This window comes from Microbacterium sp. NPDC087665, from assembly GCF_044743285.1.
GTDB lineage: Bacteria > Actinomycetota > Actinomycetes > Actinomycetales > Microbacteriaceae > Microbacterium.
In genome coordinates, this window is record NZ_JBIUWD010000001.1 from 403,062 (window position 1) to 429,089 (window position 26,028).

Consider the following 26,028-nt stretch of genomic DNA (forward strand, 5'->3'; position numbering starts at 1 on the left):
CGCGCTACGCCCCGATCGCCGCCAGTCGTGCGGCACGACGCTCCTGCTGCAGGTCGGGGTCGGGCACGGGCGCGGCCGCCAGCAGGCGCCGCGTGTACGGATCTTCCGGATGCTCCAGCACGCGCGTGCGGGAACCCGCCTCGACCACGCGGCCGGTGTTGAGCACCATCACGCTGTCGCAGAGCTCATCGATCACGGCGAGATCGTGGCTGATGAACACGCAGGCGAAGTCGAGTCGGGACTGCAGTTCGCGGAACACCTCGAGCACCTGGGCCTGCACCGACACGTCGAGCGCGCTGGTCGGTTCGTCGGCGATGAGCAGCGCCGGGTCGAGCGCCACGGCACGGGCGATGGCGACGCGCTGCTTCTGGCCGCCGGAGAGCTCGTGCGGGTAGCGATCGGCCCGGTCGGCGAGTCCGACGGATTCGAGCAGGTCGTCGACGCGATCGGTGAGTGCGCCTCCGCGCAGGCCGAGGATGCTGCTGAGCGGCTCTTCGATGCTCTGCCGGGCGGTGTAGCGCGGGTTGAGCGACAGCGCCGGGTTCTGGAAGACCACGCCCACCCGGCGACGGGTGCGGCGGCGCTCCGCGCGCGAGGCGGTGCGCATGTCGACCCCCTCGACGACGATCCGTCCCTCGCTGACGGGAGCGGCGCCGATCACGGCCCGGCCGATCGTCGACTTGCCGCTGCCCGACTCACCAACGAGTCCGAGGATCTCGCCCTTCTGCACCCGCAGGCTCACGCCGTCGACGGCACGGAACGTGCCGCGCAGGCGGCTGCCGTAGGTCACCACGAGGTCATCGATCTCGAGCACGGGCGCCGCAGCATCCAGATCCGGGGCCGACCTTCTCGACCCGATACGCGGAACCGCCTCGAGAAGCTGGCGCGTGTAGCCCGCCGACGGCCGCAGCAGCACGTCGCGCGCGCTGCCCTCTTCGACCAGCGCGCCGTGCCGCATGACGACGACACGGTCGGCGAGCTCGGCGACCACGCCCATGTCGTGGGTGATCAGCAGGATGGCGCGGCCGTCGCGGCGACCGAGGCGGGCGAGCACGTCGAGCACCTCGGCCTGCACCGTCACGTCGAGCGCCGTGGTCGGCTCGTCGGCGATGAGCAGCTGCGGGTCGGAGGCCAGGGCCATCGCGATGCCGATGCGCTGGCACTGGCCGCCGGAGAGTTCGTGGGGGTACTGCTTCATGCGGCGCGCGGGATCGGGGATGTCGACGAGCTCGAGAAGTTCGATCGCGCGCTTGCGCGCCGCCCGCCCGTTCAACGACCGATCGTGCGAGCGCACCGCCTCGATCACCTGGAACCCGATCGTGAAGACGGGGTTGAGCGAGGCCACCGGGTCCTGCGAGATGAGCGCGATCTCGGCACCGCGCACCGTGCGCAACTCCCGGGCGGACAACCCCAGCAGTTCACGTCCGTGCAGTTCGACCGAGCCCGTCGCACGCGCACCGTCGGGCAGCAGGCCGATGACCGAGAGCGCGGTGACCGACTTGCCCGATCCCGACTCGCCCACGACCGCGACGACCTCGCCGGGCGCGATCTCGAGATCGATCCCGTGCACGACCTCGATCGGCGTGCGCGTGCCGAACGACACACGCAGGTCGCGCACGCGCAGAACGGGTTCAGTGGATGCCATGGCTCACGCTTCGTCCTCGCCCGCGTCGCGGGCGCGCTTGTGCTCGTGCCAGTCGGCGAGCATCTTGTGGTGGTACGACTGCACCCACTCCAGGTAGTCGCGGCCGTTGCGCAGACGCACCGCGGCATCGGTCTCGTTCGGGCTCAGCCACTTCAGCGCCGTGTCGAGCGAGCGGATCTCGCGGTCGAAGTAGCGGCGCTCGTTCGCGAGGAAGCTGCCCCAGGGGTCTTCCTCGGCCATGAAGTAGTGGTTGCGGTCGCCCGGCAGCGAGTGCCGGCGGATGAAGTTCGTGTCGATCAGGCGGCGGGTGGCCATCGAGACGGCGCCCGTGCTGGCACCGAGCGCCGCGGCGAGGTCGGCCGACGAGATGTACGGGCGATCCATGATCATCAGATAGCCGAGCACGCGTCCGTCCATGCGCGAGGTGCCCGCCATCTCCCAGATGAGCGAGATCTCTTCGGCGAACTGTCGGCGGTACTGCTCGCGCTCGTCCGATGCGGCGGTTCCCTCAGTCATGCGTTCTTCCCTTCCGGCGACGTCACGATCAGCATGCCACTCACCGTCTCTCCCGCGGGTCGAAGACGCTGCGCAGCTCTTCGCCGATCGCGACGATCGCGAGCACGGTCAGCGCCAGCATCACGCTGGGAAGCACGAGCACGTGCGGTGCGGACTGGAACACGCGAGAACCTGCGGCGATCTGCAGGCCCCACGAGATCGCCGGAGACGAGAGCCCGACGCCGAGGTAGGTGAGGGTGCTCTCGGCGACGATGACCGCACCGATCGTGAGCGTGGCCAGCAGCAGCACGGGCTGCACGGCGTTCGGCATGACGTAGCGGGTCACGATGCGTCCGGTGCTCAGCCCCATCGTGCGTGCGGCGAGCACGTGGTCGGCCTTGGCGACCGACCTCACCGACCCGCGCATGAGCCGCGCCATCATCGGCCAGCCGAAGATGCCGAGCACCAACCCCACGGTCAGCACGTTGCGCGCGCCGAGCATGTTGAGCACCACGATCGCGGCGAGCAGGAAGGGGAAGCCGAGGAACACCTCGGTGAGCCGCGAGATGACCCAGTCGGCGACCGAGCCGCCCATGCCGGCGAGCGTGCCGAGCACCAGGGCGACGGCGAGGGCGATCGCGGTGGCGAGGAAGCCGACGGCGAGCGAGCTCTGCGCTCCGTATACCGAGCCCGCCCAGATGTCGCAGCCCTGCACGTCGAAACCGAACGGATGCCCCGCGCTGGCCGTGCCGGCGCTGTCGGCGAGGTCGCAGGCGCGAGGGTCGCCGTTGCCGAAGAGCCAGGCGAACGGGGCGGGCGCGACGGCGAAGGCAGCCATGACGAGCAGCACGACGGCGCCCATCCAGAAGAGCGGCCGGCGCACCAGCATCCGCCACGCGCCCTCGCGTCGGGCGGCGATCGCGATCGCCGTGGTCTTCGGCACCGTGATCTTCGCGGTGCCCGGAGTCGGGTTGAGCGGTTCAGGCACGTCGGATCCTCGGGTCGAGCAGCGCGTGGAGGGCATCCACGATCAGCGAGGTGAGCAGGAAGATGATGATCAGTGCCGTCGAGATGCCGACGACCATCGTGGCTTCGTGGTCGCGGATCGCGAGGAACAGCAGGTTGCCGACGCCGGGAAGATTGAAAATGCCCTCGATCACCACGGCACCACCGAGCAGGAACCCGAGGTCGGTCGCGAGGAACGTCGCGGTGGGGATGAGCGAGTTGCGCATGACGTGCAGACCGACCACGCGCGACTCGCTGATGCCTTTCGCGCGGGCGGTGCGCACGTAGTCGGCTTCGAGGTTCTCGATCATCGATCCGCGCACGAGGCGCGAGACCGACGCCAGGCCGAACAGGGCGATCACCAGCGACGGCAGTAGGTAGGCGAGCGGCCATCCTTCACGGATGCCGGCGACCGGGAGCCAGTCGAGACGCACGCCGAACACGATCTGCGCGGTGATGCCGAGCACGAAGACGGGGATGCAGCTGAGGCCGATCGAGATCACCAGCAGGCCGCGATCGATGATCGTGCCGCGCTTGAGCGCCGAGACGATGCCCACCGCGAGGCCGAGGATGATCTGGATCGTCCAGGCGGTGAGCGCGAGGGTGATCGTGACGGGCCAGCGTGAGGCGAGCTGGTCGGCGACCGACCGACCGCGCAGGTCGACGCCGAGGTCGCCGCTGAGCAGGTTGCCGATGTAGTTCGTGTACTGCACCCACAACGGCTGGTCGAGCAGGTAGCGCGCGTTCAGCGCATCGATCACGCCCTGCGGCAGCTGCCGGTCTCCGGCGAGCGCGCGGATCGGGTCGCCGGGCAGGCTGAACACCGTGAAGTAGATGATGAACGTCACTCCGAAGAAGACGATCGCGAAGCCCAGCAGCCGCTGGAGCAGCTTCAGTCCGAGGCGCACCGGGTGCCTCCTCCGAGCTGTGCATGCGTGGCGAGGATCGCCCCGTACTGCACGCCGACCACCGCGCTCAGCGGCAGCGGGGTCGACCCGCCCGCCTCGAGCGCTTCGGCGAGCCATCCGTCGAACAGGCTCTGCGCCTCCGTTGCGACTCGGCGCACCTCGGGGGCGGCGGTGCCGGCATCGACCTCGGCGCGCAGGGCACGCACGAGCATCCCACCCCAGCGCAGCCGGTGCAGGCGCACGAGACCGGTCAGTGCCTCGACCTCGGAGACCGTCGCGAGGCGATCGGATTCGTTCGCGGCCCGGGCGATGTTCTCCTCGCCCGCGCCGATCGCAGCGGGCGCGAACACCCGTGCTGCGCGCAGCAGCGGGGTGTCGAGTCGCAGATGCGGCTCGACACGCGCGATGAGCGTGGTCAGCCGGGTTCCGGCATCCTGCAGCTTCTCGCCCGACACCCGCAGCGCGTCGCGGTAGACGGTCGTCGAGGTCGTGGTGTCGTCGGCGAGCGGATCGCTGAACTGGGGCAGCTCGGCGATCAACGAGAGCGCTCCGTACTTGAGCGCGTACGACGTCGAGGCATCGCCGGCCGACCCGGGCGGATACGGGTCGAGTCCGTACGCCTCGGTCCAGTCGTAGGCATCCTGCAGCGTGCCCATCTCGTAGATCGCCGGCGCGAGCACGGTGAAGTGCGCGCCCTCGGCTTCTCCCGTGTGCAGGGGAACGCCCAGCGAGGCCGGCAGTGCGTGCAACAGCTCGTACAGTTCGGGCACGGGGCGCGACAGGTAGAAGTAGGCACCCCCGCCCTCGCTGTTGTGCAGCGGAACGTAGAGGTCGGGCTCCGTGGCGTCGATCGCGCGGGCGAGCGCCTGCGTCTCGGGCATCATGGCGTCGAAGTAGGCCTTCTTGTACGAGAAGGGGAACGTCCACTCCACCTGCTCGTCGGGCGCCGGGCGGTAGAACTCCCGCGCGTAGCGCTCGCGATCGGAGGGGTCGGCGAACCACCCCTCGTTGAGGCGCATCCCGTCGGGATCCGCGCAGGGAACGATGTGCCAGGTGGTGTCGAGCCGCTCGCGGAACGGAGCATCCGTCGCCAGCTGCTCGGTCAGGTGCAAAATCGTGAGCGACCCGATCGGTTCATTCGGATGCACTCCGCCGACGATCAGGGCCGATCGCGTGCCCTCGCCGATCGTGTACAGCGAGATCGGTTCGCCCAGGCGACTGGTACCGATGCGCTGCACGCTGATGAGTGCGGGGTGCGCGGTGCGCAGCGCCTCCATCTGCTGCGTGAGCGCATCGACGGTCGGGAAGGCGGTGTGGTCCGGTGCCGCGCCGGCACGGCGGAGGATGTCCTCCACCGTGCCGGCGATCGGTGCCGCTGCGGAATCGTGCACGGGGTGTCGTTCTCTCTCGATCGGATCAGGATGCCGCGGCGGTGACGACCTTGCTCAGGTCGACGCTCCCCGACACCGTGTAGAGCTCGGCGATGCGATCCGAGGTGACGTACAGGTAGCGGTTGCCGAACAGCGGCACCGTCGGGAAGTCCTCGAGGATGCGCTCCTGCACCTTCACGTACCCCTCGGAGGATTCCTCGAAGGTGTCGGCCGCGTTGGCCTCCTGGATCAGCGCGTCGACCTCGGGGTTCGAGTATCCGCCGGCGCCGAAGTTGCCTTCGCCGGTCGCGGTGTACACGGCTGTGAGGGTGTTCTGCTGGCTGGGGTACAGCGCGCCCCAGCGTGCGCGGAACGGTCCGTTCGTCTCGTGCGCGGTGACGCTGTCGACGAAGGCGGCGAAGTCGACCGAGGGTGTGGCGACGACGCTCTCGATGCCGAGGTTCTGGCGCAGCTGGTTCGCGATCGCCCCGAACAGGTCTTCCTGACCCCAGTTGGCGATGTAGTGCACGTCGAGTTCGCCTTCGAAGCCTCCGGCCTCTTCGAGCAGCGCCTTGGCCGCCTCGGGGTCGAACTCGCAGTACTCGCCGCAGACGCCCTCGGGGTCACCGGGCATGCTCGGTGCGGTGAGAGAGGTGGCGGGCACCTGCGAGCCGCCGAAGATCGCGTCGTTGATGGCGTCGCGGTCGATGGCCATCGAGATGGCCTGGCGGATGCGGGGGTCGGCGAAGCGCGGATCGGTCAGATCGAATCCGAGGAAGTCGACGCCCGGAGCATCCAACTCGTAGACGTGCTCGCCGAAGTCGGTGCGCGCCTGGGCGACCTGGGCGCCGGCGATGGCGACGATGTCGACCTCGTCGGCCAGGGCGTCGGTGTAGGCGGTGGCCGTGTCGAGGTACGGCACGAAGGTGACCGCGCTGATGTTCGGCTCGGTGCCGGCGTAGTCGTCGTAGGCCACGGCCTCGATCGGGTCGGTGGGAGACCAGCCGTCGACCAGGGCGAACGGCCCGTTGCCGACCGGGGCTTCCTCCCACGCCTCGAGGTCGTCGAGTGCCGCGGACGGCAGCGGGTAGAGGCCCGTCTGCCCGGCGGTGAGCTGCAGCGGGAACTGCCGGTCGGGGGCGTCGAGCTCGACGGTGAAGGTGAGGTCGTCGACGACGGTGAGACCGGCGAGTTCGGATGCCGTGGGCTCGGCTCCCTCGGCGGGGTTGAGGTCGGCATAGCCGACGACGCCCGCGAGCTGTGCGCCGTTGACCCATCCGTTGGGACCGTAGGCGGCGTAGTTCCAGGTGTCGACGTAGTCCTGCGCGGTCACCGGGGTGCCGTCGTGGAACGTCCACCCGTCGCGGAGCGTGACGGTCCAGAGCGTCGCGTCGTCGGACTCGACGGATTCGGCGGCGACGTAGGTGATCTCGCCCTCGTCGTCGATCGCGGTGAGCGGGGAGAACATCGCGATGACGATGTTGTACGAGGTGAACTGGTTGCCGGGGACGAGGCTGTCGGGTTGCTCGACGGCGAACCGGATCGGGTCGACCTCGGCGTCATCCGTGTCCGACGTCGACGCGGAGCATCCCGCGAGCGACAGTGCCAGGACCGCGGATGCGGCGATCATAAGTCTTGCAGTGCTGTGCATAACTCCTCCTTGAGCCACACCTGACGGGTGCCGCATCGAGTGTGGGCTGGCTCGTTCCTGCGGGATTTCGCAGGGGCTTGTCCAGCACGCTAGATGGCGGTCGTTCAACAATCAATGAAACTTCAGTAGAAATTGAAAGTTGTAATAGGAGTGAAACAGGGTGGAATCGTGCGCGCAATACCCGGGCACCTCCGTTACCCAAACGTGACCGGAGGTGAGTGGTGGCCGACTACTCCGCGGCGAGGAATCCGTCGATCATGAGCGCCCGAAGCCGGGGCTCGAGTTCGGCCCAGAGTTCTGCGAGAGGCACGTCGAACAGGTCGGCCAGGGCCGCCGCGATCTGCCCGACGGTGAGTTCGCCGTCGCACGCGCCCACGAACGCGGCGAGCGCGGGGTCGACGTTCACCGTTCGGGCGAAGCCGCCGCCCTGACGCAGCTCGATCACACTCGGATCATCGTTGCCCGGCAGCAGGTGGCGGGCCTCGGTGACGTCGGATGCCGTGATAAGCGTCGCGGGGATCCCGTCGGCGAGCAGATCGTGGGCGAGCAGTCCACGCGCGAGCGCTTCGCCCACGCCGGAGACATGCTGACCGACCTGTTCGGTGCGTCGAAGGGCAGGGGCGCCACCACGACGCAGCAGCACGTACCCGAAGCCGATCGAGGTCACCCCTCGCGCGGCGAAGTCGTCGAGCCAGGCGGTGAGCAGCGGCGTGAACGACGCGTCGCGCGGCGTCGTGCCGCCGTCGCGGATCCACAGCTCCGCATAGGCGAGCGGCGAGAGCTCCTCGCGCTCGATCACCCACAGGTCGAGATCGCCCGGCACCCAGGCGTCGAGACGAGCGAGGCCGGTCACTCCGTCGCGCGACTCCCAGTTGCCGAGCAGCTGGGCGGTGCCGCCATCGGTCAGGAACTGCGGAGCCGTGCGCATGAACTGCTCCACGAGCGCATCGCCCACGAGGCCGCCGTCGCGGTACTCGTATTCGGGCACACCAGCGGTGCGCGGGGTGATCACGAACGGCGGGTTCGACACGATCAGGTCGAAGGCCTCGCCGGCGACCGGCTCGAACATGCTCCCCAGCCGGAAGTCGATGTTGCTCACACCGTTGAGCATCGCGTTCATCTCGGCGTAGGCGAGGGCGCGAGCCGAGATGTCGGTCGCGACGACCACGCCCGCACGCCGCGAGACGAGAAGCGCCTGGATGCCGCATCCGGTCCCCAGATCGAGCGCGCGCTGCACCTGCACGGGCACGACGATCTCGGCGAGCGTGCGCGAGGCACCGCCGACCCCCAGCACGTGATCGGCGGGAAGAGCGGTGCCGAGGGCCACCTCGTCGAGGTCGCTGGCGATCCACCACTCCCCCACACCGTCGGCATCGACGAACGACTGCGGGCGCAGCAGGGCGGTCGGCGTCACGACGTCACCCTCGACCGTCGCGAGTCCGAGGGCGACGAGTCCGTCGACACCGAGTCGCGCGAGAGCGGTAGCCAGAGCGGCGCGGGGCTGCGGCATCCCGAGCACGAAGAATCGGCCGAGCGTCGCGAGAATTCCGTCGTCTGCGGCGATCGCCCGCAGGATCGGCTCCCGCATTCCCCGAGCCAGCGCATCGTCGGCCTCGGTGCCCCAGAGCCGCCGAAGGGGGTCGGATCGGAGGTCTGCCGCGTCGAGATCAGCGGCGAGCGCGGCGCATCGCAGAGAGTCGGGAGTAGGGGATGCAGTGGCAGACACGGCCGTCACTCTACGCGTCTTCAGGGTTCTCCTCTGTCCGCCCTCCTAGAATCACAGGGTCAGTACTCACGAATCAGCCTGCCTCCAGGGCGTTCGAGGAAGACCTTCATGACCGCGACTACCCCCGATACCGGCCTCCGTGCGCGCGTGCAGCGATTCACGCGCACCGCCGCGGTGTTCGCGATCGCTCTGGGCGTGTGCGGTTTCGCGTCACCGGCGGTTGCGGCCGACGGTGACGACCCGGGCGATGCCGGCTCCGTCGAACTGCACCTCTCGGTCGGCATCCACGGCAAGGTCCTCCCGGGCACCGGGACCACCGCGTCTCTGTCGGTGCAGAACGAGACCGACTCCCAGCTCTCCGCCGGTCAGGTGCTGATCGAGCTGAACCGCACTCCCCTGGCCGACGACGACGCGGTCACGACCTGGCTCGACGACAGCGAGGCGAGCGGAGACTTCGTCGAGCTCGGCTCCGACAGCGCGGATGCCGTCGACCCCGGCGACACGGACACCCTCTCGATCGACGTGCCCCTCGAGGCGCTGGCCGACCTCGCACCCGGGGTGTACCCGGTGCGCGCCGCTCTCAGCGGTGCGACGACGGGAGACCCCGGCAACGACCTCGTCGACCGTGACACGACCACCGAGAGCGTGCTCGTCGTCACCGCCGAATCGACGCAGGTGGGGGTGCTGGTCCCGATCACCGCGTCGCCGGCCGACGGCGTGCTGCTCAGCGCCGAGGAGCTCTCCACCCTGACCGCGGTCGATGGCGATCTCACCGCGGCGCTCGACGGCGTGACGGGCACGGCGGCAGTACTGGCGATCGATCCCTCCATCGTCGCGGCGATCCGGGCGCTGGGCACCTCGGCCCCGTCGTCGGCCACCGACTGGCTGACGCGGCTCGACGAGCTGCCGAACGAGCGTTTCGCCCTGCAGTTCGGCGATGCCGACGCCACCGTGCAGGCACAGGCGCAACTCGCTCAGCTCCTGCAGCCGACCACGCTCCAGACCGCACTGAACCCGCAGAACTTCCCCAGCACCCCGGCCACGGGCACACCGGCGCCGGCCGGTGGAACGCCCGCGCCCACCCCGACGCAGACCGACGCCCCGGTGCTCCCGACCGACGACGAGCTGACGGCGATCGACGGTGCCGTCGACAGCATCCTCTGGCCGCATGCGGGTGCCACGACCGGCGACCTCGCCACGTTCGACGCCTACCTCGGCGGCACCGCGACGACCATCGTGTCGTCTTCGGCCATCGAGGGCACAGCCCCCGCGCACGCCACGGCCGACGGACACGACCTCCTCGTCGTCGACGACACGGCATCCGCGTCGCTCTCCCGCGCGGCATCCGAAGACGACGCCGATGCCCGGCAGCGCTGGCTGGCGGCGACCAGCGCGCATCTCTTCCTCGCAGCTCAGGATGCTCCGCAGACACCGCTGCTGGTCGGACTCACCCGCGACCAGACCCGCGATGCGACCGCCCTGCGCGAAGCGGTCGGGGCCGTCGACTCGATCGGTTTCGACCTGACATCCGTGCGCGCGACGGCCCCGACCGCCGTCACCCTCGCGCCGGCCGACGCCGACACCGCCGCGGTGCGCGTCGCCGCACTGCAGAGCCTGCTGGCCGACGAGGGCACGCTCGCGACCTTCGCGACGATCCTCACCGACCCGCAGCTGCTGCTGAGCCGCGAGCGCATCCGCGTGCTCCGCGAGATCGCGGTGGGCGTGCCCGATGCGAAGTTCAGCGAGAACGTGCAGGCGCACCGCGACGCGACCGACGACACGCTCCACGCCGTCAGTATCCCGCCGTCGAGCACGATCCAGCTGCTCAGCGCCAACGCCGACCTGCCCTTCAGCATCAAGAACGACCTCCCGTGGCCCGTCACGCTGCGGCTCACGGTGGCCCCCACCGACCCCCGGCTCGACGTTCAGGCCAGCACCGACGTGGTCGTGCAGGCCAACACCAGCGCCCGCGTCAAGGTGCCCGTGTCGGCCCGCGTCGGCAGCGGCGAGGTCGGCCTGCGCCTGAACATCTACAGCCCCACCGGAGTGCTCATCGACGGCCCGCAGACGGTGCGCGTCGCGGTGCGCGCCGAGTGGGAGACCATCGGTCTCATCATCTTCGGCTCGCTCGCGGTGCTCCTCATCGTGGGTGGCGTGGTGCGCACCGTGCATCGCCGTCGCCGAGCGGCTGCCGAAGAAGAAGAAGCAGCCGAAACCGTGGAACAGGGAGCGACGACCAGCGATGAGTAGCCTCGGGCGCGCGAGCGCGGTCATCGGCGCCGGCACCCTGGTCTCCCGGGTCACCGGTCTGCTGCGCAGCATCGTCCTCGTCGGGGTCATCGGTTCCGTCGCGTCCGAGGCGGCGGATGCCTTCACCTACGCGAACCAGCTGCCGAACAGCGTCTTCTCACTGATCTCGGTGGGCATCCTCACCGCCGTCATCGTGCCGCAGATCGTCAAGGCGACAGCGGATGCCGACGGCGGCAACGCCTTCATCTCGAAGCTGTTCACCCTCGGCACCGTCGTACTCGTCGTCGTCACGGCGATCGCCACGGCTGCAGCCCCGTGGCTCGTGCACCTGGTGGCGGGCAAGGCCAACGAGACGACGCTGGCGCTCGCGACGGCGCTCGCCTACTGGTGCCTCCCGCAAATCCTGCTGTACGGCCTCTACGCGATGCTCGGCGAGGCGTTGAACGCCCGCAAGATCTTCGGGCCCTTCACCTGGGCACCGGTCGTCAACAACATCGTGTCGATAGCCGGATTCCTGGCACTCGGGGCGTTGTTCGGCCCCGTCTCGACGAAGGCATCGACGTGGACCCCCGAGATGATCACCCTGCTCGGAGGCACCGCCACGCTCGGCATCGCGCTCCAGGCCGTGGTGCTGCTCGTCTTCTGGCGCCGCACCGGACTCGCCCTGAAGCCCGACTTCCGCTGGCGCGGCGTGGGACTCGGCAACGTCGGTCGCCTCGCTGGGTGGACCTTCCTCATGGCGTTCGCGAGCCTTGCCGCCGGCGTGCTGCAGGGGTACATCGTCAGCGAGGTCGCCGGTCTCGGCGCATCGGCCACGGTCACTGCGAACGCCTGGCTGATCTTCATGCTGCCGTACTCGGTCATCGTGCTCTCTATCGGTACCCCGTACTTCACGCAGATCAGCGGCCACGCCGCGGCCGGACGCGACGACGAGGTGCGCGCAGACATCGCGCAGAGCATCCGCACATTGCTGTTCTTCATCGTCGCCGCGACCGCCGCCGTCGCCGCGGCCGCGATCCCCGCCTCCCGCGTCTTCACAGACAACGCCGACGACGCCCAGGCCGCCGCCCTCGTGCTCATCGCCTATCTGTTCGGGCTCATCCCGCTCACGATCCTGTTCATCGTGCAGCGCACCTTCTACGCCTACGACGACACCCGCACGCCGTTCTGGTTCACGATCTTCCAGTGCGTGCTGATCGTCGGCACCGCTCTCGGCGCCCTCGGCCTGCGTGAGGCGGGCATCATCCCGCTCACCTCACTCGCCGCCGCCGTCGCGCTGGGGCAGTCGATCGCGAGCATCGTGCAGACGATCGTCGCCACCTGGTTGCTACACCGAAAGATCGGCGGGCTGCAGATCGGCTCCTGGATGTCGGCGATCGGCCGGTTCGCGATCGCAGGCGTGCCCGCCGGGTTTGCCGGCTGGGGTGCGTTCGTGCTGCTCGGCGGCGTCAACGGGTGGACCATGGAGGACAAGATCCAGGGCGCGGTCGGCACAGCCATCATCGGTCTCGTCGTGGTGCTCGTCTACCTCGCCCTCCTCGCCCTGTTGCGCGCACCCGAGCTCAAGGCCGCCGGCTCGCTCGTTCGTCGGTTCCTCCCCGGTCGCTGAGAGTCCTCTCCGCGTTGCGGCGGCATCCGGCCAGCCTCTCCCGCGCCGTCATTCGGGAGGAGATCCTCATTCCGGAGGACGATTTCGAGGAATCCGACCTCCGGTGTGCAGATCTCCTCCCGAATGAAGGCGGTTCCTCGCCCCGGCGGCATCCGGCGTGCGGGAATGCCACGCGGTTACCATGGGTTGAAGCAGTCGAACATCATTCGATGGCATTGCAGTTCTCACAGGGAGCCTCTTCATGCGTCAGGTCATCATCATCGGCTCCGGCCCCGCCGGATTCACCGCCGCCATCTACGCGGCGCGGGCGGACCTCAAGCCGCTGCTCATCGCGAGCTCGGTCGAGGTGGGCGGTGAGCTGATGAACACCACCGAGGTCGAGAACTACCCCGGCTTCCCCGACGGCATCCAGGGCCCCGAGCTCATGGCCAAGTTCCAGGAGCAGGCCGAGAAGTTCGGTACCGAGGTCGTCTACGACGACGTCACCGACCTCGACCTCGCCGGAACGGTCAAGAAGGTCACCCTCGGCAACGGTGCGGTGCACGAAGCGCACACCGTCATCTACGCCACCGGTTCCGCGTACCGCAAGCTCGGCATCGAGGGCGAAGAGCGCCTCTCGGGCTACGGCGTCTCGTGGTGCGCCACGTGCGACGGTTTCTTCTTCCGTGAGAAGACGATCGCCGTCGTCGGCGGCGGCGACTCCGCGATGGAAGAGGCCACGTTCCTCACGCGCTTCGCTGACAAGGTCTACGTGATCCACCGCAAGGACACGCTGCGCGCCTCGAAGATCATGCAGGAGCGCGCGTTCGCGAACGAGAAGATCGAGTTCATCTGGAACAGCGAGGTCGCCGAGATCATCGGTAAGGACTCCGTGCAGGGCGTGCAGCTGCGCAACACGGTCGACGGCACGCTGAGCGATCTTCCGCTCGAGGGCCTGTTCGTCGCGATCGGCAACGACCCGCGCACGCACCTCGTGCACGACAAGCTGAAGCTCACCGCCGAAGGCACGATCTGGGTCGACGGCCGCTCGTCGGTGACCTCGGTCCCCGGAGTCTTCGCCGCCGGCGACGTCATCGACCCGACCTACCGCCAGGCCATCACGGCTGCCGGTTCGGGCACGGTCGCGGCTCTCGACGCCGAGCACTTCCTCGCCGATCTCGAGGATGCTTCGGTCGAGGTTCCGGCCGCAGAGGCCGCAGAGGTCCTCACCGCCTGATCCCCGGGAACACTTTCCCGTCATCTGCTGTTACAGCAGATGAACCTCGAACAAGGAGAAACTCTGATGAGTGCAAAGGCTACGAGCCAGGCGACCTGGGAGCAGGACGTTCTGCAGGCCGAGGGTCCCATTCTCGTGGACTTCTGGGCCGAGTGGTGCGGACCGTGTCGTATGGTCGCCCCGGTGCTGGACCAGATCCAGGCCGACAACCCCGACAAGATCACCATCCTCAAGCTCAATGTGGATGAGAACCCCGAGTTGGCGATGAAGTACCAGATCACGTCGATCCCGGCGATGAAGGTGTTCCAGGGCGGTGAGGTCAAGACGACCATCATCGGCGCCAAGCCGAAGCCGGCCCTCGAGAAGGACCTCGCTGCCTTCATCGGCTGAGTCTTCTTCGCATTCAGGCCGTCGTCTCCCTCGGGAGGCGGCGGCCTTTTGCTGTGCGGCCCTTCGTCTCGCTTCGCTCGCTCAGGAACCGCCGGGAGCACGGTCGCTCACTCACGAGCGGCCTGTCGAAGAGCCCGGTCCCTGAGCGAGGAGCGAAGCGACGAGACGAGGGGCCTCGCCCGCGCTACTTGTCCGACACCTCGACCAGCGGCAGCCCGCGCGCCGTGCGCGCGCGATCCACGATCTCCTGGATCACCGGGGTCTTGGCGGCGTTGTACGACGCTGTGCCGCGTGCAGCGGCCGCGACGGCGTCGCATTTCGCGTGCACGTAGCGGTCGGCATCGTCGGGGTGCGCACGCAGCCAGTCGCGCAGGATGCGCTGGTTCACGGCATCCCATGCGGATGCCTCGAAGAAGTGCGCGATGTGGGTGCGCGTGCCGTCACTCTCGAGGATCATCACCGGGTGGCTGCGCACGGCGCTGCCGAGGCGCCATCCATCCCGTTCGAGTGAGGCCCGGTGCCGCTCGAACTCCGCAGCATCCGTCACCCGCACGGCCATGTCGATGACCGGCTTCGCGCGCATCCCGGGGATCGCGGTGGACCCGATGTGCTCGATCGTCCAGTCCGGATCACCGCTGTCGCGCAGCCCTGCGGCCGCCTGCTCGAACTGCGCCGGCCACGACGGGTCGTAGGGCACGAGCATCCGCGGCATGTCAGTTGGCGTCCGCGACCGTCGGATCCCAGCGGCGGTACCGTTGCTTCTCGTCGAGCAATACCCAGACGGCCGACGTCAGCTCCGGGTACTCCAGGGCGATCTGCCGCAGCACCCGGTAGTGCCGGGCCTCGTTCGGGCGCACGCCGTCGTTGGCGTTGATGTTGTCGGCGCGCAGCAGGTAGACCACGAGCTCGTCGACGCTCGGGAGGTCTTCCATGAACTCCCAGGGGTCTTCGCCCCCGAGAAGGCGTTCCTGCACGATGACGGCGAGTTCGTCGGCCGCTTCGGCACGCAGCACTTCGAGGCTGGCACGGCGCGGGACGGATTCGGTCATCCCACAAGCCTACGCGCGTGTGCGACGGGGTCGGCGCTCGACCTTCACGTCTTCGGTCATGTCCTCGAGCTCTTTGCCCTTGGTCTCGGCGACCTTGAAGTACACGAAGAAGAACGACAGCAGCGCGAAGAACGCGTAGAAGCCGTAGGCGAAGGGAAGCCCGATGCTCGAGAACGCGGGGAACGTCGTCGAGATGAAGAAGTTCGCCGCCCACTGCGCCGCCGCCGCGACGGCGAGGGCGCCGGCACGGATCGAGTTCGGGAACATCTCGCCCAACAGCACCCAGACGAGCGGGCCCCACGTCGCACCGAAGAACACCACGAAGGCGTTCGCGCAGACGAGAGCGACCGTCGACCACGGATCGGGCAGCGTCACCGCTCCGGCAGCATCCAGAGTGCCGAACGAGAAGGCGACGGCCATCAGCCCCAACGAGATCGTCATGCCGACCGACCCGACGAGCAGCATGATACGCCGGCCCACCTTGTCGACGAGCAGGATGGCGATGATCGTGACGACGATGTTCGTGACCGAGGTGATCACCGTGATCAGCAGGGCCTCGGACTCGCCGAACCCGACCGACTGCCACAGGGTCGTCGAATAATAGAAGATCACGTTGATGCCGACGAACTGCTGGAAGACGGAGAGCAGGATGCCGACCCAGACGATCGGCTTGAGGCCGAAGCGGTTGCCGCGCAGGTCGCGCAGTGACTCGCGCTTCTCGGTGTTGAGCGTGCCGGTGATCTCGGTGATCTTGGCCTTCACGTCGACGGCGCCGGTCACCGTCGTGAGGACTTCCTCGGCCTTGTCGAGCTTGCCCTGCGCCACCAGATAGCGCGGAGACTCGGGCAGACGCAGCGCCATGATGCCGTAGACGATCGCGGGGATCGCCTCGGCGATGAACATCCAGCGCCAGGCGTAGAGACCCCACAGCGACTCCGCCGCTCCCCCGGCGACGTTGGCGAGCAGTGCGTCGGAGAGGAGCGCGACGAAGATACCCGAGACGATGGCGAGCTGCTGCAGCGAGCCGAGGCGGCCGCGCATGTGCGCCGGAGACACCTCGGCGATGTAGGCCGGAGCGATGACCGAGGCGGCGCCGACGCCGAGACCGCCGACCACACGCCAGATGATCAGATCGACGACGCTGAACGCCAGGCCCGATCCGATCGAGGAGACGAGGAACAGCACGGCGGCGGCGACCATGATGGGGATGCGTCCCCACCTGTTCGCCAGCGGACCGGCGAACCAGGCACCCACGGCGCAGCCGATCAGTGCCGACGAGACGGCGAAGCCCTTGAGCCCGTCGCCGAGATCGAAGCCCGAGGTGTTGCCGGCGAGGGCATCCACCGCTCCGTTGATCACCGCGGTATCGAAACCGAAGAGGAATCCTCCGAGTGCCGCCGCGATGCTGATCGCGATGACGCGACCCCTCAACGGTGATCCTGTTGCCGTCTTCGCTGACATGATGCCCTCCCGCAGATCGTCGTTGGAGAGTCTAGGCCTGTGCACCGACGCGCAGACAGTGCTTGACAGCGCGTCTGAAAACACCATCGCGCACGAGGCTCCCCGCCTGGTGGCGGAGCCTCGTGCGCGATGCGAGAGTCGTGCGGGTGCGGGTTCTAGCCGCGGCCGTAGCTTTCTTCACCGAGCTCGGTGAGAATTCGATTGAGATCTTGGATCGACGCGAAATCGATAGTGACCTGGCCTTTGCGAGACCCGAGAGCGATCTTCACACGGGTGTTGAGACGATCGCCGAGCTTGCCGGCCACCTCATCGAGGTAGGCGCGACGCGCTCCGGGAGTGGCCTTGCTCGCCGTGGTACCGCTGCCGGGCTGCGTCTTCGCCGCCTCTTCTGTCGCGCGCACGGACAGGTCTTCGTTCACGACCTTGTCGGCGAGGCGCTGCATCGCCTCGGGCGTGCCCAGGCTGAGGATCGCACGAGCGTGCCCCGCGCTCAGCACGCCGGCAGCCACGCGCTGCTGCACGGGAACCGGAAGCTTGAGCAGACGGATCGTGTTGCTGATCTGCGGGCGTGATCGCCCGATGCGCGTCGCCAGCTCTTCCTGCGTGATGCCGAAGTCTTCGAGCAGCTGCTGGTAGGCGGATGCCTCTTCCAGCGGGTTCAGCTCCGACCGGTGCAGGTTCTCGAGCAGCGCGTCGCGCAGCAGATCTTCATCGGCGGTCTCGCGGACGATCGCGGGGATGAGTTCGAGACCCGCCTCACGAGCGGCGCGTGTGCGCCGCTCCCCCATGATGAGCTCGTACTCGCCCTCGGCGTTGGTGCGCACCACGACGGGCTGCAGCACGCCGAACTCCCGCACGCTGTGCACCAGTTCGGCGAGATCGTCGGCGTCGAAATGCGTGCGGGGCTGGCGAGGGTTCGCGACGATCTTCTGCGGATCCACCTGCACGAGGTGGATGCCGGGGACGACCGCGAGGTCGACCTCGGATGCCGCCTGCGCATCTGCGGACTCCTTCGCCTTCGTCGCCGCTTCAGCGGCACGAAGACTCGCACCGGGGAAGAAGACATCGACCGGACGCTCGGTCTGATCGGCCGTCGGAATGAGAGCGCCGATACCCCGGCCCAGTCCAGTGCGCTTCGCCATCATTTCTCCTTGCTCTGCGTCGCTGGTCGCGACGCGATCTCGACAGCGGCCTCGCGATACGCGATCGCACCGGCGGACTGCCCATCGTAAGCGATCACGGTCTGCCCGAAACTCGGCGCCTCAGAGACGCGAACCGATCGAGGAATCACGGTCTCGAGCACCTGATCCGGGAAGTGACCTCGCACTTCCTCTGCCACCTGCTGCGCGAGGCGGGTGCGACCGTCGTACATCGTCAACAGAATCGTCGACAGGTGCAGCTCCGGGTTCAAGTGCTTCTGGATCATCTGAATGCTGCCGAGCAACTGGCTCAAGCCTTCCAGGGCGTAGTACTCGCACTGGATGGGGATGAAGACTTCGGATGCCGCGGTGAAGGCATTGATCGTGAGGAGCCCCAGCGACGGCGGGCAGTCGATGATCACGAAGTCCATCGGCGTCGTGGCGAGGTACTCGGCCAGCGCCGTACGCAAACGGTGCTCGCGCGCGACCTGCGACACGAGCTCGATCTCGGCGCCGGCGAGGTGAATCGTGCTGGGGGCGCACAGCAGGTTCGGGTTCTCGGGGCTCGTCTGCACGATGTCAGAGAGGGGGAAGCCCTCGATCAGCACGTCGTAGACGCTGGGAGTGTCGGCGTTGTGCGGCACTCCGAGTGCTGTGGAGGCGTTTCCCTGGGGATCGAGATCGATCACCAGGACCTTGGCCCCCAGGCCGGCGAGGGCCGAAGCCACGTTCACCGCCGTCGTCGTCTTACCGACGCCGCCCTTCTGGTTCGAGACCGTGAGCACTCGGGTCTCCCCCGTGAACTCCACCGTCGCCGATTCGAGCGCACGACGGCGGGCAGAGAGGTCAGCGAGCTCCCGCGCGAGCGGTGTATCCATCCCGAAATTCTCATTCGGTGACGCCTTTTCGGATTGTTTCACGTGAAACATCCACTCCTTTCGAGGCCGCGTTCCACTCTAATCGCTCGGGGGGACGTTCCCTCGCGATGCGGGGGTCTCTGGGGCGGGTGGCGTCTGTGCGAGCGGGCACCGTTGGGGTCGTGGAGGCGGGGTGGGATGCCGTACACCGAGCAGAACGGAGTGGTTCTGGGGAGTGTATGGCACGCGCCGTGCCACGCGTGCCCACCTCTCGATGAGCGATGCGGGCTCTCGCCGCCGTTCCTCCACCGCGCGGCGCGGAGTGAGTACCGGGTAGGTGAAGCCACCTGCGCGCGTCGGAGCGCGGTGCATCGACCCGCGCTGGCTCCCTCCTCCACCCTCCGTCGTAGATCCTTCGCCTGCGTGCGGGGCACCTCTCTCTCCCACTACGCACCGAACACGCATCCGAGACGCCGAACTGCAGGGCTTGACCACGTCGCGCATCCCCCTACACGTGCTGCGGGTTTCCGGCTAGCTCGCACGGGGGGAGACTTCCCTGTGCAGGCATGCCGGGAGGATGCTCGCGATCGCGTCGCAGTGCCGCACCCTCCCCTGCGTTCGCCGTCGCATGCATCGCGTTACACGCCGGCGCTTCATTCATCAGCCTCCCCGCGATCCCCTGGAGTGCGGCTCCTCGACGCGGGGATCCACCTCAGTGGCGTGTATCGAGTGTCACCGCTCCCCAGGGTGCGAGGTACACCGCTCTCAGCCAAGACAACGCCTGTTGTTTCACGTGAAACAACAGCCGCTTCGGTGGCGTCGTCACCCACCGAAAGCCCCCGGCCTCATCGGGCAGCGGAGCGACATCCACCCGAGACGCTGAACTATCCGTGCGATCAGATTGCGCGCGCTTTGTCCGGAGAGCAGGGCACCCGCCGACACCCGGTCGACGACGCAAGGCACCACGCCCGAGTATCAACACGTCGCCGATGATCGGCTGGTGGGACTCGCGCGCCACGGCAACCCCGTGCTCGATGCTGCTCTCGACCTCGACTCCTATGCGGCTGTGCCGCACGTCATCGTGTCGCGCAGAGGGCGCTTCCCGCATGCCGTCGACACGGCGGTCGGGGCAAAGTCCCATCTCTGTGAGCGTTTCACGTGAAACATCGACCGGTGTTCTCCAGCGGATAGTCCGTGCGTGCACCGTGCACCGTTCACCCGGACCGTAAGGGCCTGAATGCAGGCCCCACACCGCACCGGCCGACGTGTTTCACGTGAAACACGTCGTGAGGGGTGCACGGGAAGGACTACCCCTGCATGGCGATTTCGCGCGGTGGAAGCTCGAGATAGACGTCGATGGAATCTTCGTGATCGAGAACGAAACCGTGACGCTCATAGAGACGACGGGCTGCACTCCCCCGCAGCACGTTCAGACGGAGATGGACATCCGTCGAGCGTGACGACAGAATCTGCGAGAGCACACCGTTTCCGATGCCCTTCCCTTGGTGGGACGGGTCGATATAGAAGTGCTCCAGCCAGACAGCATCCTTTTCGGACCGGAGGGTGACCACGCCGACATCATCTCCGCCGACGACGATGGCTCGGGTCTGCGCAGGGATGAACGCATCGAGAAAGCGCTGACGCACTCGGATCGGATCGAAGCGACCGAGGCGCTCGAGGTCGGGGCGCAGTACGACTGCGCGAAGCTCCATGATCCAGTACGCATCCTCGGCCACACTCTGCCGGTACTCCCACGCGACCATCTCTCTCCTCAACTCGATATCTCCGTTCCTTCACTGAACAGGTGCCCGTCGCTCCAGATGTTTCACGTGAAACATCGATCTCTGCCACTCTCCGCTCGACCACTGGCCCACCCGCATGTGTGATCCGCGGGTGACTGCACCCGAAGGCCAGAGCGGTGCATGGGCACTCGACCGATGTTTCACGTGAAACATCCGTGCCACCCCCACACTGAATACGCCACCATCCGCCCGTGCCCCCAATGCCATTCACCAACCACACCAGAGGTGGTGGTCGGTGAATCGCACAGAGAATCACGCGGTAGGGACTTCTGACACGCGCGAGCGAAGGAGGCTACCCCCTACGCCCACAGCCGCAGCCGCTGCTCACTTCAGCGCAGACGACGCCTGCTCAAGCCCATCAACTACCGGAGCGAACATGTTTCACGTGAAACATCCGCTCTCAGCCGCGCACGACCGCCCGCACGACGCGCGTGATCTCGGGGAGGACACCCTCGCCCAGAACCTCGACGCGAACATCTGACAGTCGGTACTTCTTGATCTGCTTCTGCGCAGCGTCGATCTCGTTCGCCGCGTTCATACCCTTGAAGAGCGTGACCTCTCCCCCGTCGCGCACGAGCGGTGCCGTCAGCGGCAGGAGCGTACGGAGAGCGCTCACCGCACGAGCTGTGACCATGTCGAATGCAGCAGTGTGGGGGACATCTTCTGCCCGAGCCCGCAGGATGTCGACGTTCGTGAGCTCGAGCGCATCCACCTGCTCGGTCAGCCACGTGACGCGACGCTCCATCGGCTCGACGAGTGTCCACTGCACATCCGGACGTGCGATCGCCAACACGATCCCCGGCAACCCTGCGCCGGAGCCGATGTCGGCCACGCTGCCATGGAAGAGCGGCGCCGCGATCACGCTGTTCAAGATGTGACGAGTCCACAGACGCGGCAGCTCGAGGGGACCAATGAGTCCGCGCTCCTCGCCTTCACGCGCGAGCGCTCCGGTGAACGCGCGAGCGACATCGATCCGATCGCCGAACAGTTCGACCGCGACGGTCGGCTCGACCTCGAGCTCACTCATGATTCGCGCACCAGATGTTTCACGTGAAACATCAACGACGACGGAGGACCGTGTGACGGTCAGCACCCTCGCCGTACGACTCCGAAACGAGGCCTCGGTCCGCAGCGATGTCATGAACGAGCTTGCGCTCGTAGCTCGACATCGACGGAAGCGACGCCTGCGAGGAACCCTCGTCGAGCTTCGCGGCTGCCGCGTCTACCAGCGTCTCGAGCTGACGACGACGGGTGTCGCGTGAGCCACCGATGTCGAGGATCAAGCGTGAGAAGGATCCGGTCTTGCTCTGCACTGCCAGTCGCGTGAGTTCCTGCAGCGCCTGAACCGTGTCGGGGGCCGAGAGCAGGCTCAGGCCATCGCCCTCCGCCTCGACCGAGACGTAGGCACGGCCCTGGCGCACGTCGAGATTGAGGTCGCCATCGATATCGGCGATGTCGAGGAACTCTTCGAGGTAGTCGGCGGCGATGTCGCCTTCGTTCTCGAGCTCAGCAACGGTGGGCTCGACGTTCTCGGTAGCCGTCTCGGTCATGAGGCGCTCCCCTTCTTCTTCGCACGCTTCTTACCCACGGGCTGCTGACGCTTCGGGGTCTCGGCCTTGGCCTTCTCGGCCTCCTCGAAGAGGCGCTTCTGATCTGCCTCGTAGGCGGCCATCGGAACGACCTTGCCGGATCCGTCGATCGCCTTGCCCTTGCGAGCGAGTCGCTCCTCGCGTGCCTTGGCGGCCTCGGATCCCGGGGTCGGCATCTCACGGATGACGAGGAACTGCTGGCCCATGGTCCACAGGTTCGAGATGAACCAGTACACGACGACGCCGAGCGGGAAGAAGACGCCCGAGAAGATGAAGCCCAGCGGCAGGATGTAGAGCATGATCTTCTGCATCTGGTACGCCTGGCCGGTCTTGGCCTCGGGCGACAGGTTCTTCGAGATGATCTGCAGCTGAGTGAAGAACTGCGAGCCGATCATGAGAACGACCAGCGTGACGAGAATGACGATCGCCGTGGTGTTGCCGGCGTCGACCGCGTTACCGAGGGTCTCGTGCAGCGAGGCGACCCCGAAGAGCTTCGCGTCGTAGAACTGCTCGGTGAGCTCTGCGCTCAGGAAGCCCACACCGCCCGTGCCGGCCGCGTGGTGCTTGGTGACATCGCTGAGCACGCTGAACAGAGAGAAGAAGACCGGCATCTGCACCAGCAGAGGCAGGCAGCTCGACATCGGCGTCGTGCCGTGCTTCTTGTACAGCGCCATGGTCTCGCGGCTCATCGCCTCGCGGCTGAGCTGATCGCGCTTGCCCTTGTACTTCTCCTGAACTTTTCGCAGTTCAGGAGCAATTTCCATCATCTTTCGCTGGCTCTTGATCTGCTTCACGAAGAGCGGGATCAGCGCGGCGCGAACGACGATGACGAGTCCGACGATCGACAGGACCCAGGTGATGCCAGACGCTGCAGGCAGTCCGACCGCGGTCAGCAACCAGTGCCATGCGACGAGAACCAGCTCGACCAGCCACTTCAGGGGCCAGAGGATGGTTCCGATCAGATCGAAGCCTCCAGCGGAGGGGGCCGGCGACGGTGTGGCGCTGGCGAGCAGAAGGTCGAGACCCACCGGTCAGTCCTTTCGAGCGGGAACGACGAAACCGTGCTCGGTCAAGTCGTGACGGAAGTGTTGGTGCGGTTTCACGTCGTCGACGCCCCCGCGGGTCCAGGGATTGCAACGGACGATGCGCCATGCCGAGAGCAGTGTTCCCCGCACGGCGCCATGCTGTTGCACCGCCCCTACAGCGTAAGCGGAACACGACGGGTAGTACGCACAGACATCTCCGTACATCGGAGAGATCACCTTGCGATACCCGGCGAGGAACCCGAGTACGAGATTGCGGGGGACGAGAGGGATGCTCCGCACCAGGTCTCCCGTGTGCAGATGCGCCGTCCCGATCGACGAAGCAGGAAGGGCGGTCATGATGCGTCCACCGGAGCGAGGCGAGTGAGGCAGCGGTTCACATCGGCACTCAGGTCGGCGTAGGTCGCCGTCGCAGACGAAGGAAGGGCACGGATGACGACATCCGTGCCCTCGGGAACGCGCGACAGTGCCTCGGCGCAGACAGCCTTGAGTCGGCGACGCACCGTGTTTCGAACCACGGCGTTGCCGACCTGCTTGCTGATGATGAAGCCGAATCTCGCGGCTCTGCTCTCACCCGTCGTCATCAACGAGGTGATGACGCGGGCGCCGCCGCAACGGGAGCCTCGGCGAACGACCAAGCGGTAGTCGGTGCCGAGAGTCAGCCGATGCGAGCGGGCTAGCACAGCGAATTACGCAGAGAGCTCGGTGCGGCCCTTCGCGCGGCGGGCCGCGAGGATGCCGCGGCCGGCGCGGGTGCGCATGCGGGCACGGAAGCCGTGCTTCTTGGCGCGGCGACGGTTGTTGGGCTGGAAGGTGCGCTTAGTCATGGAATCACTCCGGGAATGCTGCCACCGGGTTCACTTCGACCGGAGACATGGGGAACTGCCTAAATAGGCATAAGTCAACCGACTAAGGGTACGTCGGGACGGCGCGCAGAGCAAATCTGCGCGCTTCGGCTGGCTCGTGATGACCGTACCGCACAGCCATTATCCACAACCCCCACCGAGCCGGTCCACACAACACGCGCGCGGATTCTCGGGGGCAGGTTGCCGTTCCGGGCCACGGTGACTACCGTGGGCATCCGTAGTTATCCACAGGGCGCGACGTCTTTCCCGCCCTCACCGATCCCCCGCGCGGAGCGTCATGTCATCACCAGCCCAGCCCGACGTTCCGATCTGGACCACGGTGCAGGAGCTGCTGGTCGACGACGACCGGGTGACGCCCCAGCTGCAGGGCTTTCTGAGTCTCGCTGTTCCGGCCGGCGTGATGGCTGCGACGCTCTACCTCGAGGTGCCCAACGACCTCACGGCCGCGCAGATCAACAAGCGACTGCGCCTGCCGATCATGGAGGCGCTCACTCACATCGGCGAAGAGGTCACGTCGTTCCGTGTGGTGGTGAATCCCGAACTCGTCGAACAGGCCACGGCGCCGATCGCGGTGCAGGACTTCGGTCGTCAAGACGGCATGCGCGTCGAGTCGCCGATGGAGCAGCCGACTCCCCTCCGCCACGAGTCGCGACTGAACCCCAAGTACACGTTCGACAACTTCGTCATCGGCCAGTCGAACCGCTTCGCGCACGCTGCTGCGGTCGCCGTCGCCGAGGCACCGGCCAAGGCGTACAACCCGCTCTTCATCTATGGCGACTCGGGTCTGGGAAAGACCCACCTCCTGCATGCGATCGGCGACTACGCGCAGTCCCTCTACCCCGGGGTGAAGGTTCGGTACGTCTCGAGCGAAGAGTTCACCAACGATTTCATCAACTCGATCGCCAACAACCGCGGTGCCGCCTTCCAGGCGCGATACCGCGAGGTCGACATCCTCCTCATCGACGACATCCAGTTCCTGCAGGGTCGTGCCGAGACGCAGGAGGCGTTCTTCCACACCTTCAACACCCTGCACGATCACAACAAGCAGGTGGTCATCACCAGCGATGTCGCGCCGAAGCACCTGACCGGCTTCGAGGATCGGATGCGCAGCCGCTTCGAATGGGGCCTCATCACCGATGTGCAGGCGCCCGACCTCGAGACGCGCATCGCCATCCTCCGCAAGAAGGCGCAGAGCGAGGCCCTCCACATTCCCGACGAGGTACTCGAGTACATCGCGACGGTCGTCTCCTCGAACATCCGCGAGCTCGAGGGCGCACTCATCCGCGTCTCGGCCTTCGCGAGCCTGAACCGTTCCGCTCTCGACATCTCTCTTGCCCAGACCGTGCTGCGCGACATCATCGACACGGCCGAAGACAACATCATCTCGCCGACCGACATCATCACGGCCACCGCGCAGTACTTCAAGCTCACCGTCGACGACCTCTACGGCTCCAGTCGGTCGCAGCAGATCGCGACGGCACGCCAGATCGCCATGTATCTGTGCCGTGAGCGTACGAGCCTGTCGTTGCCGAAGATCGGACAGCTCTTCGGCAACCGCGACCACACCACCGTCATGTACGCCTATAAGAAGATCAGCGACCTCATGAAGGAGCGTCGCTCCATCTACAACCAGGTCACCGAGATCACCACGCAGCTCGGACGACGCTGAGGTTCACGATCCTCGAAGAAGGGGACACGGCATCCGCACCGATGCCGTGTCCCCCTTTTTTCGACCGCTCGGCGCTCTCCATAGCATCCGATAGATGCTTCTATGCACATGTGGATAACTTGTGGATGGATGGGGATTCCATCGGGACGAATGTGGGCTGAGAAGGCAAACCTGTGGATAACTACGGGGAGACCAGGATGACCCCGGATGCCATCCACCCGCGTATTCCTCAGGGTTTCCACAACTGACAACCGTGTAGTTCCTTACTCGCTCTAGCTATCCACCGAG

Annotated in this window: 25 protein-coding genes; 6 read left to right on the forward strand and 19 right to left on the reverse strand. The window is 67.0% G+C overall.

All coding sequences use genetic code 11. The features are described 5' to 3' along the window. Positions 1-4: 4 nt before the first annotated feature. From ACIOSY_RS01940 to ACIOSY_RS01970, 7 genes are all read right to left on the reverse strand, one after another. Entirely contained in the window at positions 5-1,645 is a 1,641-nt protein-coding gene (locus tag ACIOSY_RS01940; RefSeq protein ID WP_400848155.1) for a dipeptide ABC transporter ATP-binding protein, read from the reverse strand. 3 nt (positions 1,646-1,648) lie between these two features. Next, the gene (locus ACIOSY_RS01945) at positions 1,649-2,161 is read right to left on the reverse strand and encodes a GbsR/MarR family transcriptional regulator (RefSeq protein WP_400848158.1); all 513 of its coding nucleotides are present in this window, start codon (positions 2,159-2,161) and stop codon (positions 1,649-1,651) included. Between the two features lie 40 nt (positions 2,162-2,201). Continuing rightward, a complete protein-coding gene (locus tag ACIOSY_RS01950) occupies positions 2,202-3,128 on the reverse strand; it encodes an ABC transporter permease (protein WP_400848161.1) in 927 nt (308 codons plus the stop codon). Beyond that, the gene (locus tag ACIOSY_RS01955; RefSeq protein WP_400848164.1) at positions 3,121-4,053 is read right to left on the reverse strand and encodes an ABC transporter permease; all 933 of its coding nucleotides are present in this window, start codon (positions 4,051-4,053) and stop codon (positions 3,121-3,123) included. Before ACIOSY_RS01955 ends, ACIOSY_RS01950 begins: the two co-directional genes overlap by 8 nt. Further along, positions 4,038-5,444 (reverse strand): M14 family zinc carboxypeptidase, encoded by a 1,407-nt coding sequence (locus ACIOSY_RS01960; RefSeq protein WP_400848167.1) that lies wholly within the window; start codon positions 5,442-5,444, stop codon positions 4,038-4,040. Before ACIOSY_RS01960 ends, ACIOSY_RS01955 begins: the two co-directional genes overlap by 16 nt. Positions 5,445-5,469: 25 nt before the next feature. After that, entirely contained in the window at positions 5,470-7,074 is a 1,605-nt protein-coding gene (locus tag ACIOSY_RS01965; RefSeq protein ID WP_400848169.1) for an ABC transporter substrate-binding protein, read from the reverse strand. Positions 7,075-7,303: 229 nt separating this feature from the next. Next, on the reverse strand, positions 7,304-8,809 hold the full coding sequence (locus tag ACIOSY_RS01970) for a methyltransferase (protein WP_400848172.1): 1,506 nt from the start codon (positions 8,807-8,809) through the stop codon (positions 7,304-7,306). Between the two features lie 99 nt (positions 8,810-8,908). Between ACIOSY_RS01970 and ACIOSY_RS01975 the strand changes: the two genes are divergently transcribed. From ACIOSY_RS01975 to trxA, 4 genes are all read left to right on the forward strand, one after another. Continuing rightward, positions 8,909-11,050, forward strand: coding sequence for a DUF6049 family protein (locus tag ACIOSY_RS01975; protein WP_400848175.1), 2,142 nt, complete (start codon positions 8,909-8,911; stop codon positions 11,048-11,050). Further along, positions 11,043-12,659, forward strand: a complete 1,617-nt coding sequence (gene murJ / locus ACIOSY_RS01980) for a murein biosynthesis integral membrane protein MurJ (RefSeq protein ID WP_400848178.1) — start codon at positions 11,043-11,045, stop codon at positions 12,657-12,659. The genes ACIOSY_RS01975 and murJ overlap by 8 nt, the downstream gene beginning before the upstream one ends. Before the next feature lie 241 nt (positions 12,660-12,900). Continuing rightward, a complete protein-coding gene (gene trxB / locus ACIOSY_RS01985) occupies positions 12,901-13,875 on the forward strand; it encodes a thioredoxin-disulfide reductase (protein WP_400848181.1) in 975 nt (324 codons plus the stop codon). 66 nt (positions 13,876-13,941) lie between these two features. Further along, positions 13,942-14,265 carry a thioredoxin gene (gene trxA / locus ACIOSY_RS01990; protein WP_400848184.1) on the forward strand — a complete coding sequence of 108 codons (324 nt, stop codon included), beginning with the start codon at positions 13,942-13,944 and terminating at the stop codon, positions 14,263-14,265. A gap of 184 nt (positions 14,266-14,449) precedes the next feature. Here the strand turns inward: trxA and ACIOSY_RS01995 are convergent, their stop codons facing one another. The 5 genes from ACIOSY_RS01995 to ACIOSY_RS02015 all read right to left on the reverse strand — a co-directional run bounded on the left by ACIOSY_RS01995 (position 14,450) and on the right by ACIOSY_RS02015 (position 18,843). Continuing rightward, positions 14,450-14,968 (reverse strand): GrpB family protein, encoded by a 519-nt coding sequence (locus ACIOSY_RS01995; protein ID WP_400848187.1) that lies wholly within the window; start codon positions 14,966-14,968, stop codon positions 14,450-14,452. A 10-nt stretch (positions 14,969-14,978) separates the two neighbouring features. Continuing rightward, positions 14,979-15,314: a tryptophan synthase subunit alpha gene (locus ACIOSY_RS02000; RefSeq protein WP_400848190.1), complete on the reverse strand. Its 336-nt coding sequence runs from the start codon at positions 15,312-15,314 to the stop codon at positions 14,979-14,981. 9 nt (positions 15,315-15,323) lie between these two features. After that, on the reverse strand, positions 15,324-16,775 hold the full coding sequence (locus ACIOSY_RS02005; protein WP_400848193.1) for a sugar porter family MFS transporter: 1,452 nt from the start codon (positions 16,773-16,775) through the stop codon (positions 15,324-15,326). A 155-nt stretch (positions 16,776-16,930) separates the two neighbouring features. Further along, on the reverse strand, positions 16,931-17,917 hold the full coding sequence (locus ACIOSY_RS02010; protein WP_400848195.1) for a ParB/RepB/Spo0J family partition protein: 987 nt from the start codon (positions 17,915-17,917) through the stop codon (positions 16,931-16,933). Next, positions 17,917-18,843, reverse strand: coding sequence for a ParA family protein (locus ACIOSY_RS02015; RefSeq protein ID WP_400848198.1), 927 nt, complete (start codon positions 18,841-18,843; stop codon positions 17,917-17,919). The genes ACIOSY_RS02010 and ACIOSY_RS02015 overlap by 1 nt, the downstream gene beginning before the upstream one ends. Positions 18,844-19,771: 928 nt before the next feature. On the opposite strand from ACIOSY_RS02015, the gene ACIOSY_RS02020 reads away from it, so the two are divergent. Beyond that, positions 19,772-19,933, forward strand: coding sequence for a hypothetical protein (locus ACIOSY_RS02020; RefSeq protein ID WP_400848201.1), 162 nt, complete (start codon positions 19,772-19,774; stop codon positions 19,931-19,933). 145 nt (positions 19,934-20,078) lie between these two features. Here ACIOSY_RS02020 and ACIOSY_RS02025 read toward each other — a convergent pair whose 3' ends face one another. The 7 genes from ACIOSY_RS02025 to rpmH all read right to left on the reverse strand — a co-directional run bounded on the left by ACIOSY_RS02025 (position 20,079) and on the right by rpmH (position 24,032). Then, positions 20,079-20,507, reverse strand: coding sequence for a GNAT family N-acetyltransferase (locus ACIOSY_RS02025; protein ID WP_400848204.1), 429 nt, complete (start codon positions 20,505-20,507; stop codon positions 20,079-20,081). 466 nt (positions 20,508-20,973) lie between these two features. Then, positions 20,974-21,600 (reverse strand): 16S rRNA (guanine(527)-N(7))-methyltransferase RsmG, encoded by a 627-nt coding sequence (rsmG, locus tag ACIOSY_RS02030; RefSeq protein ID WP_400848207.1) that lies wholly within the window; start codon positions 21,598-21,600, stop codon positions 20,974-20,976. Between the two features lie 31 nt (positions 21,601-21,631). Further along, positions 21,632-22,123, reverse strand: a complete 492-nt coding sequence (locus ACIOSY_RS02035; protein ID WP_400848210.1) for a protein jag — start codon at positions 22,121-22,123, stop codon at positions 21,632-21,634. After that, positions 22,120-23,190, reverse strand: a complete 1,071-nt coding sequence (gene yidC, locus ACIOSY_RS02040) for a membrane protein insertase YidC (protein ID WP_400848213.1) — start codon at positions 23,188-23,190, stop codon at positions 22,120-22,122. Before yidC ends, ACIOSY_RS02035 begins: the two co-directional genes overlap by 4 nt. Before the next feature lie 3 nt (positions 23,191-23,193). Further along, the gene (yidD, locus tag ACIOSY_RS02045; RefSeq protein WP_400848216.1) at positions 23,194-23,544 is read right to left on the reverse strand and encodes a membrane protein insertion efficiency factor YidD; all 351 of its coding nucleotides are present in this window, start codon (positions 23,542-23,544) and stop codon (positions 23,194-23,196) included. Beyond that, positions 23,541-23,888, reverse strand: coding sequence for a ribonuclease P protein component (gene rnpA, locus ACIOSY_RS02050; protein WP_400848219.1), 348 nt, complete (start codon positions 23,886-23,888; stop codon positions 23,541-23,543). Before rnpA ends, yidD begins: the two co-directional genes overlap by 4 nt. Positions 23,889-23,894: 6 nt before the next feature. After that, the gene (gene rpmH / locus ACIOSY_RS02055) at positions 23,895-24,032 is read right to left on the reverse strand and encodes a 50S ribosomal protein L34 (RefSeq protein WP_045278552.1); all 138 of its coding nucleotides are present in this window, start codon (positions 24,030-24,032) and stop codon (positions 23,895-23,897) included. Between the two features lie 439 nt (positions 24,033-24,471). Between rpmH and dnaA the strand changes: the two genes are divergently transcribed. Further along, positions 24,472-25,740 carry a chromosomal replication initiator protein DnaA gene (gene dnaA, locus ACIOSY_RS02060; RefSeq protein ID WP_400849076.1) on the forward strand — a complete coding sequence of 423 codons (1,269 nt, stop codon included), beginning with the start codon at positions 24,472-24,474 and terminating at the stop codon, positions 25,738-25,740. Positions 25,741-26,028 lie beyond the last annotated feature (288 nt).

Excerpts from the sequence above, each read along its gene's own strand:
- ACIOSY_RS01945 (WP_400848158.1), bottom strand. The coding sequence starts at position 2,161 with ATGACTGAGGGAACCGCCGCATCGGACGAGCGCGAGCAGTACCGCCGA.
- ACIOSY_RS01940 (WP_400848155.1), bottom strand. The coding sequence starts at position 1,645 with ATGGCATCCACTGAACCCGTTCTGCGCGTGCGCGACCTGCGTGTGTCG.
- dnaA (WP_400849076.1), top strand. The coding sequence starts at position 24,472 with ATGGCTGCGACGCTCTACCTCGAGGTGCCCAACGACCTCACGGCCGCG.
- ACIOSY_RS02015 (WP_400848198.1), bottom strand. The coding sequence starts at position 18,843 with ATGTTTCACGTGAAACAATCCGAAAAGGCGTCACCGAATGAGAATTTC.
- ACIOSY_RS02035 (WP_400848210.1), bottom strand. The coding sequence starts at position 22,123 with ATGACCGAGACGGCTACCGAGAACGTCGAGCCCACCGTTGCTGAGCTC.
- ACIOSY_RS02000 (WP_400848190.1), bottom strand. The coding sequence starts at position 15,314 with ATGACCGAATCCGTCCCGCGCCGTGCCAGCCTCGAAGTGCTGCGTGCC.
- ACIOSY_RS01995 (WP_400848187.1), bottom strand. The coding sequence starts at position 14,968 with ATGCTCGTGCCCTACGACCCGTCGTGGCCGGCGCAGTTCGAGCAGGCG.
- trxA (WP_400848184.1), top strand. The coding sequence starts at position 13,942 with ATGAGTGCAAAGGCTACGAGCCAGGCGACCTGGGAGCAGGACGTTCTG.
- trxB (WP_400848181.1), top strand. The coding sequence starts at position 12,901 with ATGCGTCAGGTCATCATCATCGGCTCCGGCCCCGCCGGATTCACCGCC.
- ACIOSY_RS02005 (WP_400848193.1), bottom strand. The coding sequence starts at position 16,775 with ATGTCAGCGAAGACGGCAACAGGATCACCGTTGAGGGGTCGCGTCATC.
- rsmG (WP_400848207.1), bottom strand. The coding sequence starts at position 21,600 with ATGAGTGAGCTCGAGGTCGAGCCGACCGTCGCGGTCGAACTGTTCGGC.
- ACIOSY_RS02010 (WP_400848195.1), bottom strand. The coding sequence starts at position 17,917 with ATGGCGAAGCGCACTGGACTGGGCCGGGGTATCGGCGCTCTCATTCCG.
- ACIOSY_RS01965 (WP_400848169.1), bottom strand. The coding sequence starts at position 7,074 with ATGCACAGCACTGCAAGACTTATGATCGCCGCATCCGCGGTCCTGGCA.
- ACIOSY_RS01975 (WP_400848175.1), top strand. The coding sequence starts at position 8,909 with ATGACCGCGACTACCCCCGATACCGGCCTCCGTGCGCGCGTGCAGCGA.
- murJ (WP_400848178.1), top strand. The coding sequence starts at position 11,043 with ATGAGTAGCCTCGGGCGCGCGAGCGCGGTCATCGGCGCCGGCACCCTG.
- rpmH (WP_045278552.1), bottom strand. The coding sequence starts at position 24,032 with ATGACTAAGCGCACCTTCCAGCCCAACAACCGTCGCCGCGCCAAGAAG.
- yidD (WP_400848216.1), bottom strand. The coding sequence starts at position 23,544 with ATGACCGCCCTTCCTGCTTCGTCGATCGGGACGGCGCATCTGCACACG.